This is a genomic window from Bacillus massiliigorillae, from assembly GCF_000380245.2.
Classification (GTDB): Bacteria; Bacillota; Bacilli; order Bacillales; family DSM-1321; genus Bacillus_AD; species Bacillus_AD massiliigorillae.
Genome location: NZ_HG428741.1, coordinates 2,348,662 through 2,366,277, shown reverse-complemented (window position 1 = coordinate 2,366,277; position 17,616 = coordinate 2,348,662). Strand labels below are relative to the sequence as shown.

Here is a 17,616-nt window from a genome sequence, read left to right as displayed (position 1 = left end):
CTCATCCATTTGAAGCTTTGTTATTTATATAGTGGGGTATTAATAAGTTACAAATGCAATTAGGAGGAGAAAAATGTGTAAATATAGATTACCAAATAAGAAGAAATGGTTATTAACGGATGAATTTCTACTCACGTTCAAGTAAGAGCTAGACCGAATATTTAAAATTAATCCAGAAGATAATCGTACGTATTGGGGTAATTATGTTTGGTTAGATAGTACAATGAGTTTCTATGAAGCATTGAAAATTGGATCCGAAAAACATAATGTGAAGAAGGCTATTTATGAATATGCTCATAAAATGCCTTGGTATTTAGCTGATTATTTTGATAGTGAATTAACGATATTGATGTATAAGAAAGGGATTATAGAGGAAGGAAGTTTTGATGAAACAGAGCCTGATTATACTGAAGAGGATCTAGCCAAATGGGAGAAAAATGGTGAAATAAGATGGGTGGAAGAAGTTAAGCACTTTAATGGATACTTTGTAACTAGGAGAGTCTGGGAGGTTGTAGAATAGAAACTCAATTTCATTAAAGGAGATTTATAACATGACTAGCAACAATGAAAGATTAAGCAAATTTATTAGTTTAATTCTAAGACATAAACCAGAAGCTATCGGTATTACACTAGATGAATTTGGATATGCAAATGTGTGTGAATTGATTGAGGGTATTAATGATAGTGGTAGATATATAGACTTAAATATCCTTAAAAATATCGTAAAGGACGATAAAAAGGGGAGATTTATCTTTGATGAATCAATGACCTTAATTAGAGCTAATCAAGGTCACTCAATTAATGTGAACGTAGAATTGAAAAAAGTAACACCACCTAGATATTTATTTCATGGAACTGCTAAAAAGAATTTAGATAGCATTATTGACAATGGGATAAAGAAGATGAATAGATTGTATGTACATCTTTCGGACAATACTTCTACAGCAACCAAGGTAGGGGCGAGACACGGTGAACCAATTGTCTTAAAAATAGATTCGCAAAAAATGTATGGAAATGGTTTTGAGTTTTACTTGTCTGAAAACCATGTTTGGTTAGTTGAGTTTGTACCAAGTGAATATATAAATCTATAAAAACTAAACTCAGAAAATATAGAAAAGGCTATTCTGATTAATAGAAAGTTATAGCATTATGTGATTTAATTTTATGAGTAATGTATTAGTACATATCATGGAGGGATAACATGAAAATACATAAATCAGTAATAGTCAAACAGGAAGTAGAACTATTAGAATCTATTACGTGTAATAAATGTGGTAAGACTACGGTTCTTAATGGAGATGAGTTTGAAAGACAAATCAAAGCAGAGGGTTTTCAAACAATTGAATGTGAGTTTGGATACGGTAGTAAATACGACTGCGAAAAGTGGACTTTTGATATATGTCAAGAATGTTTATTAGAGTTTACAAAATCTTTTAAGTATCCACACGAAGTGAAGGAAATGTGTTAATTAGAAGGATTGAACATCCTTCTTTTTTGAATAACTAATAATAAAATCTTAATTTCATTATATAAGGAAGATAATTTGGCTTATTAAAATTCACAATTATGTTGAATAAAATAAACAAGTCTAGATAATATACTAGACTTGTTTTAAACTAGCTGAAATTTGTTGAACTACTGCTGTTGTATTGTTTACTTCTTCGACTTGTTTAACCGATAAATCTGCAATCTCATTAATTGAATTAGCTATATCACCAGTAGCTTGTGCGGATTGTTCTGCACTTGCTGTTAATTCTTGTGATGCTGCTGCTACTTGTTCAGAAGTATCTTGAATATTAAAAATTAATTGTTTTAGGTGGTCTATCATTTCGTTGTTTGCACAAGCATCTGTAGTAATTTTATTTTATTAATGACCATTGTTATCACCATTTTATTATCTAGATATATTAATAATTCCACTCGAAAACTAATAAATGTAACTCGAAAAATCGCAGCAGGTGATTTAAGTAGTAAAGTAACCATAAGTGGAAAAATTTTAATGGATTGTGCAAAAATACGGTTAACATCGTCCTTAGCTTTATTAGTTACTTCTTTTGAATAATTAACACTTTCTGACAATTGTTCTGGGAGTTTGTCATAAAGTGTTTTTGACTCACCCATTAGTAGATTCAAAGCTTCTTCGTTTTTATTTTGATTGCTTAATTCCAATATTGATTGATTAATCGTTAGATACTGATTCCAACCATCTAGAATTTCATCCCAAACTTTTTTTCTATTTTCAGACAGAAGTTTAACGTTCTCTTGTTCAATTTCTTCAAATTCATTAATCATTTTTTTATTTCTTTTTCTATTTGTTGCTTTGCATCTGGTGTTGTGGATGCTATATGTTTGTACTCTTGAATTCTAATATCGGATGACAAAGTATTAAGGGGGTGTGCCATATCAAGCCTTGGTACATAATTTAATGTCACGTCAGTTGCATTTTGATTAACTTTATTAAGGGTGATTATTGAAGAGCCGCCACTAACTGCTAAAAATATTAGAATTACTCCAAATGATAGGTATAGCTTTAATTTGATTGATAAATTTTTCATAAAAGTAAATGGAATAGGAAAAGTTATGCATAAGTTTAGAACAGAAAAAGAATTATATGAATTTGAATGACGATGATATCAGAGTTTAGGCTCTGCAGCTAATAAAGATGGTAAATAAATACTTTTGTAAACCTCTATATTTATGTTTCAAGAGCTTATAAACTTCACTTATATGGAAAAGACTTCAGAATGCTGTTAAAAATCAGGAGAAGCACCCCCCCCCCCCTCCTACAGTGAGAAATAGGTACTTGAATTGACTATGATGTAAATGCACATTTTATCTCCTATTTTTCAATAATATATTTACTCTTTATAATTTTAGGGTAAAGAATAAAGAAGATATTTTTAAGCATCTATGAGAGGAGAAGACCAGAAATGATGATGCAAATATCTGCTATTGTATTTGTAGGAATAGTATTTATATTTATGTTATTTCAAGGAGAATACTTAGTTGCTATAACTTTAGCAATCATTGCATTTGTAGCTATTGCTTACATGGATAAACAGAATAAACAGAAAAAAGGAGAAGCTGATAAAAGAAAATAATTGGTCAAATATATTAAAATTCATATTTATGTATATTTGTTTGTAATATTTTGTATTTATTTAATATTCAATTTTCTTGTTGTGTTTAATGAAAATGGATCACTTCTACAAAGTTCTTAGACCTCTTTTATAGAGGTCTTTTTACTGTAATTCTATTTATACTACATCCCTTTAGATGGTACAATATACCTTAAAAGGAGTGATTAATGTGCCTATCTATATTCTTAACAGTTGATAAAGCAAAGGAAGAAATTAAACATCAATAAAACTTCATGAAATTAGTAGAATCCTATTATCCTGACACAATCGAGAAACTTATTATTTTTGAATATGCAAATCTCGGTAGTGGTAAGAAAGTATTTAACAAGTTAAACAGAATTGGACCTGTTGATGAGTACCAATTTGTCATGAATGTTATTAAATCCAAGCCTATTGATAAACTCATAAACTTGTTAGAGATGATTATATGTTTAGGACTAGGAAAAAGCGAAATAGAAAATAAAAAAGCAACCAAATCAATGGCTGCTAATGATTTTATGGATAGTATACTCTAAAAAGAACACTTGGACTACTTAATTTTCCATTTTTAACACTACCTAGTCTGTAGTCAGCCCATCCATTTAGAGCAATGTTCTGATTAGCATATATAATTTTATCTCCCAAAACAAATAGATTATCAAAAGTTTTTGTTGTTAATGCAGATATATTCTTCCCATTTGTATTCATAACATATAACGGTGATGTATTCGGATAATTCACTGTATTTGAATATATAATTTTTCCATTATAAAAATTATAAGTTGCTACAGAACTTTGTGTTAATCGTGAATTATTTGTCCCATTCAAGTTCATTTTATAAAGTTTATTCTTATCACTTTTATTAATATAATAGATTGTTTTATCTGAGATTATAGGTTTTTCTGCTTGGCTTGAAGTAAGTTTTACCTTACTTTTATTATCTAATGTTGCTCGATATAACCCATTATAAGTTTGATAATATAAATAGCTTCCTTCAGTAGTAAAGCTTGAAACTGTACCTGTTAATTTCTTCTTATTCTTTCCATTTAGATCAGAAACATAGATACTTTTATTAGACCAATTCATATCACTATATGCTAAATAGTATATTTTATTATTTACTATTTTATAATATCGAGCATCCATGTTTGCAATTTGGTCAATCGATTTGTTCACCAAATTCAAACGGAAAATTCCTGATTTTGAACCAGGTGAACCGAACATTAAATCTGAATAATAAATATAATTTCCTACTAATGTAAGTTCTACAGGCGCTATGACTCCAGATTTAGATGCATCAATAATTTTTACTCTGCCAGTACCATCTTTCTTAATTTTCGAAATTCCACCATCATAGAAATAATACCAGTCTTTATCCTCTGTTATGTATCCGTAGTTTGCTAAATTACCTTGAGAGCTCCCTTGTATCCATTGAGCACTCGCAAAACTTGGAGAAGCGAAAGCAAGCATCAAACCTAATGCTATTATACTTAATAATAACTTTTTCAAACAATACACCCCTTTGTAAACAATATCCATTAGAGTTTACCAGGTTCATGATAAAATTTCACCATTAATTTACTTTAAAATACAATATTTCCTCTTTTTTAAATTAAATTATTATATTTCAATTTGAAAATTTTCATACTTTTAGTTAGATATATTAGAGATAGCATTGACAGACTTTATAAGCAATTCTTAAAAAGAATAGGGGGACAGTTATGAGCGTTAGGCAGTTTATATCTGTCCTTTTTGTATTTTCATTTTTTGTAATCATAAATATCATTCTAGTAGTTGTATTGTAGAAATCAGCTAAGGAGTATTTCTGTTTGTATAGGATTAGATTTAGTTGAAAGGAGGAAATCGGCTATTTTGTTTTATGATGTTGCGTGAGTAATGCTAGTAAGTGCAGCTGAAGTGATTGAAGGAAATGAGGATGTAGAGCTTTTTGTCTAGTTTGATCCAGAGGGATTTCGTTTAGGGGTAGCTGATATGATTTACTGGAAGCACAAATATGCAATTTGTTTATTTTAATTGAGAGCTATTCAATTAATCGGATTATGAATTACAGGAAGATATATATTTAATAAGCCGTTTGTGAAGCATCATTCATCAGGTGATTTATTGAAGTAATGTTTACACATTGAGATAGGAAATCTTATGGACTTTCTTATGGCCTTGGAAATTCACAACAATATTTCAACTGAAGTTAATTTAATTAATACGCCTTTAGTATATTGCTTTAGTGAAGGTTTTAATTCATAAATGAAGCGGCTAGGGGGCCTATTTTACAACCTGTGTTATGAAGAAACATGCCATTTGAGCACGTGCACTTACACTTCCACATCCACATCCACAGATTATTGAAAATGATATTCATAGGGATTTTGTTATTTATATATACTTATTAATTTCTTTAAGTAATGATGGGGATGCTAGATAATAAGAATATAGTAGCTCAAACAGGTTTGCAAAGCCGTTAGAATCGATTTAGAGCGATTGTATTTAGGATGATAATAAATAAATCCTATTTTAGCTTCTTTACGCAGGGTTATAGATCAAACTGATACAATTACTCTTGGTGCAAGTCTTATCATGACGAGTGGTGTGCTTTCAATGTATTAAGCCACCCAATACTGTAAATGCTGCAAAAGTAAAATCACTGAAAATCTACAACAGTTAGCGAAAGAAGATAATAGTAATTTAAGTAACCATTTAACCAAAGTTGTACAAGAGCATATATCAAAAAAATAGATGAGAAATAGGCTAACCTTCAAAGCCTTTTCATACAACGCCAGCTACAGCAATAGCTTATAAAACGAAATGTATGTTCTTCTAGGTTATTAATTAATATTAAATTGATTAGCATTTAGCCATTTTAAAGTATTTAGTTTTTTGTATCTCTGACAGTAACGAATAATATAATAAAAATATGGTAAAGTAAGGTTATTGGTGGTTTATGAAGTAAAATTCAAATTGTGAAAACACGAAGGAGGAATGTATTTGAAAAAAGATTTTAATAAACTTGCAGATAATTTTTAGTTGCCTTACTAGCAGGTATTGCAATCGGGTTTTTCATTGTACGTCGTTACATGATGAACTATTTGAAAAAGAACCCACCAATTAACGAGCAAATGTTACGCATGATGGTGGCGCAAATGGGAATGAAACCATCACAAAAGAAAATCAATCAAATGATGCAAGCTATGAACAAGCAAACGAAATAATAAATCGCTTTATATCAAGGGTTTGAACGGTGTCGACATTATAACTGAAAGAGGTCAGAGTTGCTCTGGCTTAACTTTCGTTTCTTATATTTTAGCTTCATAAAACGCTTTTGGTTTAGTATTTCACAGACCATCTTTCTCGATGAAAAATTCATTGAGAAGGGTGGTCTTTTTTGTGTTATTGGAAGATGCGATAGCGGATGATGACTACTATTGTCAGTCTAGAAATTTTACTAATAAGTGGTTGAAAAATAAGAGCTAGGAATTGAACTAAGTTCTACTGTATCTAAAAGAAAAGAAAAGAAAAGAGAAGAAAACATAGGCGTAAATTATCATAGCTCATATGAAGGACTTTGCAATTTTGCAGGGTCTTTTACTTTTTTATGATTTCAAGGGCGTTCATACACTTTGTATAAATATACATTAATTTTTTGGGATATGCCCATTCTCATTTTATCTTTTAGAAGGATATTAAAATGAATGGAGCATTGATGTGTGATGACATAATCAGTATAAGTAGTAAAGAGTAGGCAATCTAATCAACATTTTTTGGAACATATACTTAAAGAATGCTTTATCATGCAAACTGTTGAAATGGCAGATGCATATTGTGAGTTTCTTGAAAGCAATAGTGAAGATGAAGTTTTTATAAAATATCAAATCCAAATTGATGAAGAAATCCAAGCGTATAAAACTACAGATGAAGAGATTGAAGCACGTATCCAAGCTACGGTTCCAATGTTAGATATCCTTTGAAGTTTTTGATACTTACCTTTAATAGGAGGTCATTAATAATGACTAACGATAATATAATTAGATTAAACTTCAAATTAATAGAAGAGGATGCAGAAAGAGTAGCTAAATTTGATGCATTTGCAAAAGAAGTAGTTCGTTTAAATATGGAACACGTTACTCACTCTATTGAAAATCGACTAGAAAATGAAAGTGTTTAGTGACATTCTAAGTGCTTACATAAATTCAATTCTAGCCGGTAGGTTCGCAAGCCTTACGAAAGAACAAATACTAGGGGATATACAGAACGGAAGATTTATTGAATTAAGAGATATTATCTTTGATGCATTCGAAGCAGACGAGCTTATCAAGCTCCATCTTGAGGAGTTAGGATCACATCCTGAACTGGAGATGAACTTAGAGAAGAACTGAACGAGCATTATAAACAGGCTTATAAAGAAATGGAGGAGCTTGCTTATGTATAAGGTAAAAAACTTTTTGTTTATCAATCTACCAACTGTTTCATTCTTTCTTTTAATTGTCTTTTTCAGTATAATTTCCATATTTAGATTCGCAGAATAGGGCTTTAAACAATAAATTAATAGAAAAATATATTTAAATATCAGATAACTAAAATTAATTCTATGATTTTAATAAAAAATATTAGAGAGACCACTATTGGGTGGTCTTATTTCTTTACATATAAAATGTTAATTTTCATACACGTTGTCGTTGCAATAATTCCTACAAATATCCCCAAACTGAAACAGGTGACATAACCATTTGATAACATATGAAGAAGAAATTTTATAATGAAATTGGAAAAAAGAAAGAATATTCTCTAAGAAAGTTAAAGAGTATGAAAATTATAGAGTTTGAATGATATGTGTAGTCGAAAATATTATTTTTGCGTTTATAAGAGCTGCACAAGCCGTTCTTTATTTGTATTATTAATGATTCAGTTAGTACTATTTTGAATCATGCAAATGACGTACTTGGCAATATAATAACTCTAAAATGTACGTTTTCTTTGATAAAAACTAGATTTCATACATAGTTGAAACGACTATTCTGATTAATGGAAAAATAGAACATTATGTGATTTGATTTTATGATTAATAGTATTAGTGCATATTATGGAGAGAAATAATTAAAATACATAAATTGGTAATTGGTGAGCGAGAAGTAGGGGTATTGGAATCTATTACGTGTAATTAATGTGTTGAAACTACGGTTCTTAATGGAGATGAGTGTGAAAGACAAATCAAAGCAGAGGGTTTTCAAACAATTTAATGCGAGTTTGGATACCGTAGTAAATATGATTTTGAAAGATGAACTTATGATTTATGCCAAGAATGCTTAACAGAGTTTACAAAATCATTTAAGCATCCACACGAAGTGAAGGGAATTTGTTAATTAGAAGGAGTGAACATCCTTCTTTTTTGAATAACTAATAATAAAATCTTAATTTTATGTAAAAAGAATAGAGAGACTTAGGGACGTTTAGATTAATTAAAGTGGATTTTAGTAAATTTTATTAGTATTTTATCATCCCAAAGGCTCGCAACCTATGTCATCACCATTACGATCTAAATGGGGATTATATCCTGAATCACCTCTATAGATAGGTGCTGCGCCTGCTGCCTGCTTCTCGAATTTCATCACAATTATAATAAGTATAGGTATCGTTGGTTTCATTTTCTTCGTTATCAGAATAACTGTTGTCTTCAATTGCTATATTTTTATGAGAACTGAACTCATGTTTAAGTATCATGATAGAGGCTATTTCAACTTTTACATAATTAAGGTGATGAATAAAGAAAGCAGAATTCTCATGATATTTAAAGAAAAACAGAATACATTTTCCTGGATCCTTCGGTCATGCAGCGATTTCCTTCTTTTATAGTTCATTTGTAAATAACCTAAATAATGAGTATCTAAAAAACAAAGAAACTCATTATCTATTGTAAAAAGGAAATAATAAACATGCGTAACAGGAAAATCCATCTAATTGGAAGAATTATATTATATTGATGTATTGGGAGAAGGAGGAAGAGAAAATGACGAACTTAAAAATGAAAAAAGAAAATCAACAGCCGCTTTACCTAAAAGTAAAAGCAGATAGCACAAACGTTGTGTCAAAAGATACTGTTTCTAAAGGAAAAGAAAAACCAGCTATTACATTACATGTAGTAGTTAACAGTAGCACTGAGAAATCTAAAGAACAAGAGTCTTTTTCACAAGATAGTATGTTGATTAATCATCATTCTAAAAGTACATTCATTCTATTCTGTAATCTCTTATATGCATATGCAGGTAAACTATTAGCTGTACTAATTGAAGAAAAACTAATACGCTTTGATTAACTACGTATACAATAGAGCGTTAGATAGAGAACATACCAATTCTAATCTGTTATGGGTATTTATAGAAGTGCCAGTCCAAATGTGAACTGGCACTTTGTAAGATACAAAACTAATTATCCGGTTTTGGTTTGGAAATTTGCTTTATCTATTTTTTATTAATAAATGTGTCAATGCTTCTTTAATTGATGTAGCTGGCCGGTTTAATAGTAATTCTAAATCTGATTTTGGTGCTTCTAATCCGCCTTCACGAATACCCTGTTGCATCATTGTTAACATTGGAAAGTAATAATCGGGAATACCTGTATCTTTTAAAAGCTCTTCATACTTAGCGTCATCAACTGAGACTAATGCTACTTCTATCTCTAATACTTCGCTTAAAGTATTAACAAATTGTTTTTGTGTTAAGTTTTTACCAGAAAGCTCATAAATGTTGTTTTCGTGACCTTCGCCTACTAGTACATTTGCTGAAGCTTCAGCTAGGTCGGGTCGGTATACCCACCCGATTTTACCTTCACCTGCTGATGTTACCCAAGGAGCACCTTGCATACAACCTTGAACTGTACTTAATTCATTCTCTATGTACCAATTGTTACGTAAAATCACATATGGAATACCTGATTCAATTACTGCAACTTCTCGTGATCTATGCAACTGAGCTAAAAAGAAATCATTATCTGCCGCACGCGTGACACTTGGATATATAATTTGTTTCACACCAGCTAATTTTGCTGCTTCAACAGCGTTTGAGTGTTGACGCATAACTACTTCAAAATCACCGAAAGTCGACATAATGAATAAACGATCAATGCCTTCAAAAGAAGATTTTAATGTTTTGGGGTTTTCAAAATCCGTTACACGAACTTCAATATCTCGTTTTTTGTATTGAACTGCTTTTTCAGAATCGACATCACGAACACCCACAACGATATCGTTTATTGATGCTTTAGCTAATAAGCTTTCAACTATTTTTGAACCTAAATTACCATTTGCACCGGTTACTAAAATTTTCATATAATCTCCTCCACTAAGGCGCTTTTTTGATTTTTTGTATATAATACATATACTAATTCTTAAGAAGGATTTATGTAAGAAGGCACAATTAAATAACATAGTCATAAAAATAGTACCTAGAGAAAAGGGAGGCATTATGGCACGTTTTAGTTATCAAGATGAAACAATCTCTGAAGAAATGCAGCAAGAAATTTGTCCATTAACAGTTACCCAAAATGCAATTGCAGGTAGATGGAAAATCGTGATTTTATGGCATTTAAGCAAAAATGAAACTATTAGGTTTAATGAATTATTGAGGATGTTACCTGGTATTTCAAAAGGAATATTGACTAGACAATTAAGAGAACTTGAAGAGGACGAGCTAGTACACAGGGAAGTTTATAAAGTTGTTCCACCTAAAGTAGAATATTCATTAACAGTGCAGGGGAAAAAGTTTATACCTGTATTAGAAGCAATGCAAGTCTGGGGTAAAGATTTACTAAATAAAAAAGTAGAGAGGTATGAAAAATCTGAGGATTAATAAATCCGTACTAACTTTCTATTACCAATAGTTAAAAGGTGTCGAGTTCATATTAAATAAATGAACAAATTCATATTTTAGTAATGTACAGGAAAATAAAAAATAATTACGCTAATAACGGAGAACTTTATCTTGAGTAGTATCTTTAGTAAGAATTACATTTCTAATTCAACTAACAAAAGGGTGCAATAGTAGAAAATCAGAGCTGTCATGTAGACGGCTTTTTTCTTGTGTTGCTATCGAGAGAGTTCAATAAGAAATATATCTATGTATATTGTTTTATTGGAGAATGAAAAGTTATTAAATAAGTAAAATATTTTGCAACCATACTTTTTCAGCGTCGTCTAAAGTATGAAAGGGTGTGGAGGATGCTAGAGAAAAAGAAGAGGGGTTATATGGAAGAGGAGCATTTGAATAAAGAAGAAACTATCGAAATGTTAATGGATCAATATGGTAAAAGTGTTGTGAGATTAGCATTCACTTTTGTTAAAAAAGAGCAATTAGCTGAGGATATCGCACAGGAAGTTTTTATTAAATGCTATCAAAAGTTGGACGATTTTCGTTACGAGTCTTCTTATAAAACTTGGATTTATCGTATTACTGTGAATTTATGTAAGGATAGGCTGAGAAGTTGGAATTTTAGAAATATTTTTTTAACGGAATTGTTTTCGGAAAATAGAATTAATTATAACACTCCTGAATCAGAGCTATTGAATTTAGAGATGAAATCTGATTTATCAATAAAAGTGTTATCATTACCGATTAAGTATCGAGAAGTTATTATTTTATATTATTACGAGGACTTTTCTTATGGTCAAATATCTGACTTGTCGAATATTAGCATACAAACGATTAAATCTAGATTACATAGGGGAAGGATTTTATTGAAAAAAATGATGGGTGAGGGAGGTAAAAATGATGGATGATAGGTTAAAACGTTTAAAAGAAAATATGGACAATACTATTTTAAATACTTTGGATTTTCGGGAAGAAAATAAGTCTAAAGTAAGAAAAGTGATTTATAACTCAAAAAAAATAAAAAGATAAAGAATCTGTATCCACGGATTTTAAGTCTCGGTTTTTCCTGCATCTTTATATTAGGCATCTGTTATCTAGGGTTAGAAAAGTTCGGTTTTATTCAACCAGAAAAGGAAAAAGTTACGGCTAATACTTTGATTTCATCTGGAAAGATATATGATTCTAATGGTAAAGCTATCGGAGATAAGGCTGTATCATTTGACGATGCATTAGATTCAAAAGTACTCTCAGAAGTTAAGAAAGGTAATAATTTAAAATTAACAGTTGACATGGATTTGCAATACGGAGTAGAGAAAATTATTGAAGAAGAATTGATTCAGAAAAAAACTTTTGAAAACACTGACCTTTTAGACCGAGCGTTTGTAGTAATGATGGATCCGAACACAGGAGAAATTTTAACAATGGCTGGTAAACAATATGTGAGAGATGAAGAGACTGGTAAGATGCAGATTCATGATTTTGCTCTAGGAAACATAACTACATCTTATACAATGGGAACGGTTATAACGGGTGCAACAATCTTAACAGGCTATGAAACTGGTGCAATTCAACCTGGGCAGGTAATCCTTGATACTCCATTAAAGATAAAAGGTACAGTTTCAAAGAAATCGTGGAAGGATATGGGGTTTATCAATGATTTGAATGCATTAAAGCAGTCATCAGATGTCTATATGTATAATACAGCAATTCGAATTGGAGAAGGAGAATATCGTGAAAATCAACCATTAAAAGTGAATCCTGAAGCATTTGATACAATGCGCCGTTATATGGGGCAATTTGGTTTAGGTGTTGCAACAGGCGTTGATTTATCAGATGAAATGAAAGGTTTTAAAGGAAAAGGAACGGAACCTGGTAAATTACTAGACTTATCAATTGGTCAATATGATACCTATACTCCGATGCAATTACTACAATATGCTTCTACAATTGCAAATGGTGGAAAAAGGCTGCAACCTCATATTTTAAAAGAAATAAGAGAGCCAGCTAAGGATGCTTCGTCATTAGGTGCAATTATCAAAGAAGTATCTCCTACTATTCTTAATAAAGTAGATATGGAGCCTAAGATGGTTGAACGAGTTCAAAAAGGATTTCAGAAAGTAATGCAAGAGGAGGGCGGAACAGGTTATTCAATGTTCGGAAATGCGGGCTACAATCCTGCAGGTAAAACGGGTGCAGCATCGGCTTTTTATGATGGCCCACTTCATAAAAACAATGATGAGCCACTAGCCACAATGAACTTATCATTGGTAAGTTATGCACCTGCTAATAATCCAGAAGTTGCGGTGGCAGTTGTTGTTCCTTGGGCATATCAAGGGGAAAGTGGTCATTCTATGAATTTAGATATTGGAAGAAAAGTGATGGATAAATACTTTGAATTAAAGGGAAATAGTAAAGCACCTCTATCAGAAGGTGAAGAAAAAAATGCAGATGTAAAAGAATAATTAGTAGAAAGTAATTCAGCTCAGCTATGTATGCGTATCAATATATACAAGAAAATGAGTTAGTTTTTAATTAAAGTCACAATTATGTTGAATAATTAAATAAAGGTAATAGATGTTAGGAGTATAATTATAGACAAATAATCTTTATAAGGAGATGTCCAAGGTGAAAGATTTTCAAATACATTTTAATGGCTCTGAGTATTCGGTGTTTTATGAATATTGGGATGGAAATGTTTATTGGGAAACTGTTCAAGATGGATTTAAGACTAAAGAAGATGCTAAAAAGTGGGTAGATGGAACCCATTCTGTACTTGAAGAAAGTAGAGAAAGAGATTTATGGACAGAGATAAATTAGAATAACGATACTAACTCAAAAAAGTTCTCAAATATAAACGGCATTTAAGGGAATTGTTGTTCCTTAAGAAGCTTAAAATAGCGGTAAATAATGTTATATAACGAAGCGGGCAGAAAGAATGTGAATTCGATTTTCTGTTCGCTTCTTCTCTTTAAGTCAGAATAAAAGAAGGATTTAATTAGAAAATGTATGATAGTACCCAGATTACATATGTGAGATGTTGTAAGGTGTTAAAAAGAATTGATAATTGAGTGAAGGATTGAGTATTTGATATTCAATATAAAGATAAAAAGCTAATTTTTTATAAAAATTAGCCAAAGAAGAAAAAGTATTTTAAACCTATCCGTGATTAAATATGTAAAATAGAATCAGTTACCAAGAATGATTTGAATAAATGACGTAACTCCATTGTCTCCAAAAAAATGATCAAAGTAATCAATCGCTCTAACTACAACCCATGTAAGGGTGCTTGCGATTAGTCGAATGATAAGCAGTAATAACCCGGATTTCCAAAGAATGAAGACGATTAATAAGTAAAAGAACCATTTAATTGCACTGAATCCTAATTTAATAAACATTAAAAAGAATATAAGTCCGCCTATGATGATATATAACATGTATTCCCAACCTTTTATATTAATTGATTTTACAACTAAATGATATATGAATATATTAATGTAAATTGCATTAAATGAAAATATGATGAATTGTTGTTTAATTATTATGAATATTTAATTTGTTATAGTGTGATAAAGGATGATTGTTATATGAAAAAAGCCTCCCATAAAGAGAGGCAGTTTATAATCATAACCCAAGAAAGTATTTTTTATAGATAAAACCAAACTCTTTTGCATTATATTGAACTTTTCTGTTACAGCATTTAAAACAAGCTTATTATCTCTTTGAGAATCACAATACCTTCCTCCATTTGTTATCAGGTTAAAAAATTAAACAGCATAATCAAATATTTCTTTCTCTTTAGAAGAGTTATTGTTGATAAGTAAATCCTTATATTGTTTTTTGGAAAGTGTGGAAGATAAATGAGGTTCATCATTTTTATAGAGAATTCTTTCAGCATCTATGAATGCACCTTTTTTAGGAAAAGTACTAATCATTGTATACTGATCATGTTCCGTTGTTCCGTTTAGTTTAAAATCATATTTATGAAGTTCATCATTGATTTCATATCTTAAATAGTAGCTTATCTGTTTACTATATAATTCAAATAATATAAATTGCTCGTAAGTATTAAGTTTTGAAAATTCTTTTTGTGGTTTAAATTTTAACAATTAACTTTAAAAAAGCATTATGAATAATGAGGTGATTTATGGAAATGATAGGGGCTTTCAATTGAAGTAACAAAAAACCAGCCAATTAAGGCTGGTTCAGAAGAGGAGATACTTGAAAAAAGATTCATCATAAATAGAGTATGCTAAAAAAATTACGAAACTATTAAAGAAAGTTTAAATATTTTTTAAAAACGGATTATTTTTTATTTCATCTTCTATTGATGTTAGAGGACCATGACCAGGAAAAACAACTGTGTTTAATGGAAGTTTAAATAATTTATGATGAATGCTATTCATTAATGCATCCATATTCCCTCCTATAAAATCTGTGCGTCCGATGCCTCTTTTAAATAAAACATCTCCTGAAAATAAATACCCTTCTTCACGGAAATAAAAAGATATACTACCTGGTGAATGACCAGGTGTTTCAAGAACATCAAATGTAAAGTTCCCTATAGTTAATATTGATTCATTCATTATGACCTTTTCAGCTTCTCTTTGTACAAATGGTATATCCATGTCGGAACCATTTAAAGCAGGTGTATATAGCCATTCTTCTTCATTTTTATGTACGTATGCTGGAATTTGAAATGCATCTCGAACTTCATCTGCTGCTCCAATATGGTCAGAATGTGCATGAGTTAATAAAATAGCTAGAGGTTGCAATTCATTATTTTTAATAAATTGAACTAATTTTTCTCCCTCTGCACCTGGGTCAATAATGATGCATTGATCTTTTTCATCTTTCAATATGTAGCAGTTTGCTGCATACGATCCTAATGGTAATTGATAAAATTTCATCATACAAAAACCTTCTTTCTTTTTAAGTTTTTGAATAAAAGCATGTTATTAAATAATAGTTTTACACTGATACAGGTAAACCCTCATTAGATGATTTCTAATATCAGGAATAATTATAATATTTAAAAATGCTATTCTAATATATTTTAGTTTATGTATAGTTCAGTGGTAAAGCGAATTATTATTGAATAACATTAAGTTGAGTTATTAGACATATTTTATGGAGAGGGAGAAAGATTGAATTTATAAAAGTTTCATTATATAAGTTTTGGGGAAGGGATGAATATATTTGGTGATTCTTTAATTTTATTTATGCCTATTACGGTCTTCTGGAATGTGAATGAGGCGGTTGGTATAATAATCCAAAAGGAACAGTGACGGTTTTTCTTACATATTGTATGATTATTATGAAACCGTAAGCTTTTATGTTCGTATATATGGTATAGCCAATTTTCCTATTGGATGAAAGAACATCAAAAGTAGGTTGGTAATAAGTAGGAGGGAACCAGATGAAGGTAATTATAGGTTCGATTATTGTCATATTCTTTTTAGGTATTGGCATTTGGTTAATAATGTCTCCATCATTTAAGCAAGTTGGAGATACAGCCTACAAATTAAAAGAAAAATTAAAGGAGGAAGATGACGAAGATGGAAAACGTGACAGCGATGAAAAAAGGTAAAAGTCGTAAAGTATTAGGTGGAATTATTGTAGCTTTAGTTTTAGTTGTCGGAGTAGCTGTAGTATCGTTATTTATTGAAAAGATTCCAAATGGTTACGTGGGCGTAGTTTATAGTCCAAATGGTGGTGTTCAGGAGAAAACATTAGGGCAAGGTTGGCACTTAGTTGGACTGTTCGATAAGGTAACAAAGTATCCTGTAAGAATGCAAACGGTTAATTATAAGGATATTCAAGTTGCAACTTCTGATGGGAAAAACGTAACAATTGATTTTGCTTATACATATAGCATTCAGCCTGATAAAGTAGTAGATGTTTTTAACAAGTTTGGTCCAATTGAAGTCGAGCAAATTGAAGAATCATATTTACGTACTAGATTATGGGATGCAGGACGTAAGGGAATTGCTAAGTTCTCTGTTATTGACACGTATGGAGAGAAATCTTCTGAAGCAGCTTTAGATGTACAAAAAATCTTTTCTGATGACATTGGTAGAATTGGATTTGTTGTAGATAATTTAACTCTTGGTGTTCCAAAGCCAGATGAATCTACACAAGCAGCGATTAATAAGCGTGTAGAAGCTGCACAGGAGCTAGAAAGAAAACAAATTGAATTAAACATTGCGAAAGCAGAAGCAGAAAAGAAAAGAATAGAAGCACAAGGTATTGCTAATTATAATGAAATTATTAAAAAATCAATATCTCCACAAGTAATTCAGAACAAATGGATTGAAAAATGGGATGGTAAAATGCCTAAGGCGACAGGATCTAACCAATTAATTCAAATTCCTATTGATGATACGACAACTTCAGCTACAAAGTAAATTGAGATTGTCAAAAGGGTTCTATTAGAAATATTTCTTAGTAATGTATGGAGGTGTGGCTCATTTTACGATAAAAATAAGCCACATCCTAACAGAGGTTCTAACAAACGAAGTTAAATTATAAAATTGTTAAGAGGCGTCCCAAAAGTAATTGAAAATCGCTTTTGAGACGCCTCTATTTTTATCGACCAATTCATCTGACTTTATGTAAAAGAAAAA

At 30.7% G+C, this 17,616-nt stretch carries 22 protein-coding genes and 2 pseudogenes; 16 read left to right on the top strand and 8 right to left on the bottom strand.

What is annotated here, in order from left to right:
• Positions 1 to 223 precede the first annotated feature (223 nt).
• The 3 genes from TX86_RS10915 (at position 224) to TX86_RS10905 (ending at position 1,468) form a co-directional block, all read left to right on the top strand.
• Positions 224 to 520 carry a hypothetical protein gene (locus TX86_RS10915; RefSeq protein ID WP_042348776.1) on the top strand — a complete coding sequence of 99 codons (297 nt, stop codon included), beginning with the start codon at positions 224 to 226 and terminating at the stop codon, positions 518 to 520.
• Positions 521 to 551: 31 nt separating this feature from the next.
• Complete coding sequence (locus tag TX86_RS10910; protein WP_042348775.1) at positions 552 to 1,091, top strand: RNA 2'-phosphotransferase; 540 nt, start codon at positions 552 to 554, stop codon at positions 1,089 to 1,091.
• A 110-nt stretch (positions 1,092 to 1,201) separates the two neighbouring features.
• Complete coding sequence (locus tag TX86_RS10905) at positions 1,202 to 1,468, top strand: hypothetical protein (RefSeq protein ID WP_042348774.1); 267 nt, start codon at positions 1,202 to 1,204, stop codon at positions 1,466 to 1,468.
• 132 nt (positions 1,469 to 1,600) lie between these two features.
• On the opposite strand, the gene TX86_RS10900 is transcribed toward TX86_RS10905, so the two are convergent.
• The gene (locus TX86_RS10900; protein ID WP_042348772.1) at positions 1,601 to 1,828 is read right to left on the bottom strand and encodes a hypothetical protein; all 228 of its coding nucleotides are present in this window, start codon (positions 1,826 to 1,828) and stop codon (positions 1,601 to 1,603) included.
• Positions 1,825 to 2,555, bottom strand: a pseudogene (locus tag TX86_RS27845) (MCP four helix bundle domain-containing protein). The gene TX86_RS10900 and the pseudogene TX86_RS27845 overlap by 4 nt, the downstream one beginning before the upstream one ends.
• A 375-nt stretch (positions 2,556 to 2,930) precedes the next feature.
• Here TX86_RS27845 and TX86_RS26720 point away from each other — a divergent pair.
• Positions 2,931 to 3,101 carry a hypothetical protein gene (locus TX86_RS26720; RefSeq protein ID WP_154663100.1) on the top strand — a complete coding sequence of 57 codons (171 nt, stop codon included), beginning with the start codon at positions 2,931 to 2,933 and terminating at the stop codon, positions 3,099 to 3,101.
• A gap of 534 nt (positions 3,102 to 3,635) precedes the next feature.
• Here TX86_RS26720 and TX86_RS10885 read toward each other — a convergent pair.
• Complete coding sequence (locus TX86_RS10885) at positions 3,636 to 4,628, bottom strand: DUF5050 domain-containing protein (protein ID WP_042348768.1); 993 nt, start codon at positions 4,626 to 4,628, stop codon at positions 3,636 to 3,638.
• A gap of 1,529 nt (positions 4,629 to 6,157) precedes the next feature.
• Here TX86_RS10885 and TX86_RS26280 point away from each other — a divergent pair.
• From TX86_RS26280 to TX86_RS10880, 4 genes and pseudogenes are all read left to right on the top strand, one after another.
• Positions 6,158 to 6,346 (top strand): annotated as a pseudogene (locus TX86_RS26280) (YneF family protein); the annotation flags it as partial.
• A 579-nt stretch (positions 6,347 to 6,925) separates the two neighbouring features.
• Positions 6,926 to 7,102, top strand: a complete 177-nt coding sequence (locus TX86_RS26715) for a hypothetical protein (protein ID WP_154663099.1) — start codon at positions 6,926 to 6,928, stop codon at positions 7,100 to 7,102.
• 38 nt (positions 7,103 to 7,140) lie between these two features.
• Positions 7,141 to 7,299 carry a hypothetical protein gene (locus TX86_RS26710; protein ID WP_154663098.1) on the top strand — a complete coding sequence of 53 codons (159 nt, stop codon included), beginning with the start codon at positions 7,141 to 7,143 and terminating at the stop codon, positions 7,297 to 7,299.
• A complete protein-coding gene (locus TX86_RS10880) occupies positions 7,286 to 7,510 on the top strand; it encodes a hypothetical protein (protein ID WP_042348766.1) in 225 nt (74 codons plus the stop codon). The genes TX86_RS26710 and TX86_RS10880 overlap by 14 nt, the downstream gene beginning before the upstream one ends.
• A gap of 1,116 nt (positions 7,511 to 8,626) precedes the next feature.
• Here TX86_RS10880 and TX86_RS10875 read toward each other — a convergent pair.
• The gene (locus tag TX86_RS10875) at positions 8,627 to 8,740 is read right to left on the bottom strand and encodes an excalibur calcium-binding domain-containing protein (RefSeq protein WP_230203658.1); all 114 of its coding nucleotides are present in this window, start codon (positions 8,738 to 8,740) and stop codon (positions 8,627 to 8,629) included.
• 398 nt (positions 8,741 to 9,138) lie between these two features.
• Between TX86_RS10875 and TX86_RS10870 the strand changes: the two genes are divergently transcribed.
• Positions 9,139 to 9,444, top strand: coding sequence for a hypothetical protein (locus TX86_RS10870; protein WP_042348762.1), 306 nt, complete (start codon positions 9,139 to 9,141; stop codon positions 9,442 to 9,444).
• 141 nt (positions 9,445 to 9,585) lie between these two features.
• On the opposite strand, the gene TX86_RS10865 is transcribed toward TX86_RS10870, so the two are convergent.
• Positions 9,586 to 10,455, bottom strand: coding sequence for an SDR family oxidoreductase (locus TX86_RS10865; RefSeq protein WP_042348761.1), 870 nt, complete (start codon positions 10,453 to 10,455; stop codon positions 9,586 to 9,588).
• A gap of 136 nt (positions 10,456 to 10,591) precedes the next feature.
• Between TX86_RS10865 and TX86_RS10860 the strand changes: the two genes are divergently transcribed.
• The 5 genes from TX86_RS10860 to TX86_RS10845 all read left to right on the top strand — a co-directional run bounded on the left by TX86_RS10860 (position 10,592) and on the right by TX86_RS10845 (position 13,810).
• Entirely contained in the window at positions 10,592 to 10,975 is a 384-nt protein-coding gene (locus TX86_RS10860; RefSeq protein WP_042348760.1) for a winged helix-turn-helix transcriptional regulator, read from the top strand.
• Positions 10,976 to 11,370: 395 nt separating this feature from the next.
• On the top strand, positions 11,371 to 11,901 hold the full coding sequence (locus TX86_RS10855) for a sigma-70 family RNA polymerase sigma factor (protein ID WP_439096761.1): 531 nt from the start codon (positions 11,371 to 11,373) through the stop codon (positions 11,899 to 11,901).
• A complete protein-coding gene (locus tag TX86_RS27450) occupies positions 11,891 to 12,022 on the top strand; it encodes a helix-turn-helix domain-containing protein (protein ID WP_268258250.1) in 132 nt (43 codons plus the stop codon). The genes TX86_RS10855 and TX86_RS27450 overlap by 11 nt, the downstream gene beginning before the upstream one ends.
• Positions 12,023 to 12,147: 125 nt before the next feature.
• Entirely contained in the window at positions 12,148 to 13,455 is a 1,308-nt protein-coding gene (locus tag TX86_RS10850) for a penicillin-binding transpeptidase domain-containing protein (RefSeq protein ID WP_052343639.1), read from the top strand.
• A gap of 163 nt (positions 13,456 to 13,618) precedes the next feature.
• Complete coding sequence (locus TX86_RS10845; protein ID WP_042348757.1) at positions 13,619 to 13,810, top strand: hypothetical protein; 192 nt, start codon at positions 13,619 to 13,621, stop codon at positions 13,808 to 13,810.
• A 368-nt stretch (positions 13,811 to 14,178) separates the two neighbouring features.
• On the opposite strand, the gene TX86_RS10840 is transcribed toward TX86_RS10845, so the two are convergent.
• From TX86_RS10840 to TX86_RS10830, 3 genes are all read right to left on the bottom strand, one after another.
• Positions 14,179 to 14,427, bottom strand: coding sequence for a hypothetical protein (locus TX86_RS10840; protein ID WP_042348755.1), 249 nt, complete (start codon positions 14,425 to 14,427; stop codon positions 14,179 to 14,181).
• Between the two features lie 330 nt (positions 14,428 to 14,757).
• Complete coding sequence (locus TX86_RS10835; protein WP_042348754.1) at positions 14,758 to 15,099, bottom strand: hypothetical protein; 342 nt, start codon at positions 15,097 to 15,099, stop codon at positions 14,758 to 14,760.
• A gap of 174 nt (positions 15,100 to 15,273) precedes the next feature.
• Complete coding sequence (locus TX86_RS10830) at positions 15,274 to 15,900, bottom strand: MBL fold metallo-hydrolase (RefSeq protein ID WP_042350405.1); 627 nt, start codon at positions 15,898 to 15,900, stop codon at positions 15,274 to 15,276.
• Between the two features lie 509 nt (positions 15,901 to 16,409).
• Here TX86_RS10830 and TX86_RS27025 point away from each other — a divergent pair.
• Positions 16,410 to 16,580, top strand: coding sequence for a DUF8570 family protein (locus TX86_RS27025; protein WP_195892890.1), 171 nt, complete (start codon positions 16,410 to 16,412; stop codon positions 16,578 to 16,580).
• Positions 16,549 to 17,397, top strand: a complete 849-nt coding sequence (locus tag TX86_RS10825; protein WP_042348753.1) for a prohibitin family protein — start codon at positions 16,549 to 16,551, stop codon at positions 17,395 to 17,397. Before TX86_RS27025 ends, TX86_RS10825 begins: the two co-directional genes overlap by 32 nt.
• The last annotated feature ends 219 nt before the right edge of the window (positions 17,398 to 17,616 follow it).

Excerpts from the sequence above, each read along its gene's own strand:
- TX86_RS10915 (WP_042348776.1), top strand. The coding sequence starts at position 224 with ATGAGTTTCTATGAAGCATTGAAAATTGGATCCGAAAAACATAATGTG.
- TX86_RS10910 (WP_042348775.1), top strand. The coding sequence starts at position 552 with ATGACTAGCAACAATGAAAGATTAAGCAAATTTATTAGTTTAATTCTA.
- TX86_RS10905 (WP_042348774.1), top strand. The coding sequence starts at position 1,202 with ATGAAAATACATAAATCAGTAATAGTCAAACAGGAAGTAGAACTATTA.
- TX86_RS10900 (WP_042348772.1), bottom strand. The coding sequence starts at position 1,828 with ATGATAGACCACCTAAAACAATTAATTTTTAATATTCAAGATACTTCT.
- TX86_RS26720 (WP_154663100.1), top strand. The coding sequence starts at position 2,931 with ATGATGATGCAAATATCTGCTATTGTATTTGTAGGAATAGTATTTATA.
- TX86_RS26715 (WP_154663099.1), top strand. The coding sequence starts at position 6,926 with ATGCAAACTGTTGAAATGGCAGATGCATATTGTGAGTTTCTTGAAAGC.
- TX86_RS26710 (WP_154663098.1), top strand. The coding sequence starts at position 7,141 with ATGACTAACGATAATATAATTAGATTAAACTTCAAATTAATAGAAGAG.
- TX86_RS10880 (WP_042348766.1), top strand. The coding sequence starts at position 7,286 with ATGAAAGTGTTTAGTGACATTCTAAGTGCTTACATAAATTCAATTCTA.
- TX86_RS10875 (WP_230203658.1), bottom strand. The coding sequence starts at position 8,740 with ATGAAATTCGAGAAGCAGGCAGCAGGCGCAGCACCTATCTATAGAGGT.
- TX86_RS10870 (WP_042348762.1), top strand. The coding sequence starts at position 9,139 with ATGACGAACTTAAAAATGAAAAAAGAAAATCAACAGCCGCTTTACCTA.
- TX86_RS10865 (WP_042348761.1), bottom strand. The coding sequence starts at position 10,455 with ATGAAAATTTTAGTAACCGGTGCAAATGGTAATTTAGGTTCAAAAATA.
- TX86_RS10860 (WP_042348760.1), top strand. The coding sequence starts at position 10,592 with ATGGCACGTTTTAGTTATCAAGATGAAACAATCTCTGAAGAAATGCAG.
- TX86_RS10855 (WP_439096761.1), top strand. The coding sequence starts at position 11,371 with ATGGAAGAGGAGCATTTGAATAAAGAAGAAACTATCGAAATGTTAATG.
- TX86_RS27450 (WP_268258250.1), top strand. The coding sequence starts at position 11,891 with ATGATGGATGATAGGTTAAAACGTTTAAAAGAAAATATGGACAATACT.
- TX86_RS10840 (WP_042348755.1), bottom strand. The coding sequence starts at position 14,427 with ATGTTATATATCATCATAGGCGGACTTATATTCTTTTTAATGTTTATT.
- TX86_RS10830 (WP_042350405.1), bottom strand. The coding sequence starts at position 15,900 with ATGAAATTTTATCAATTACCATTAGGATCGTATGCAGCAAACTGCTAC.
- TX86_RS27025 (WP_195892890.1), top strand. The coding sequence starts at position 16,410 with ATGAAGGTAATTATAGGTTCGATTATTGTCATATTCTTTTTAGGTATT.
- TX86_RS10825 (WP_042348753.1), top strand. The coding sequence starts at position 16,549 with ATGGAAAACGTGACAGCGATGAAAAAAGGTAAAAGTCGTAAAGTATTA.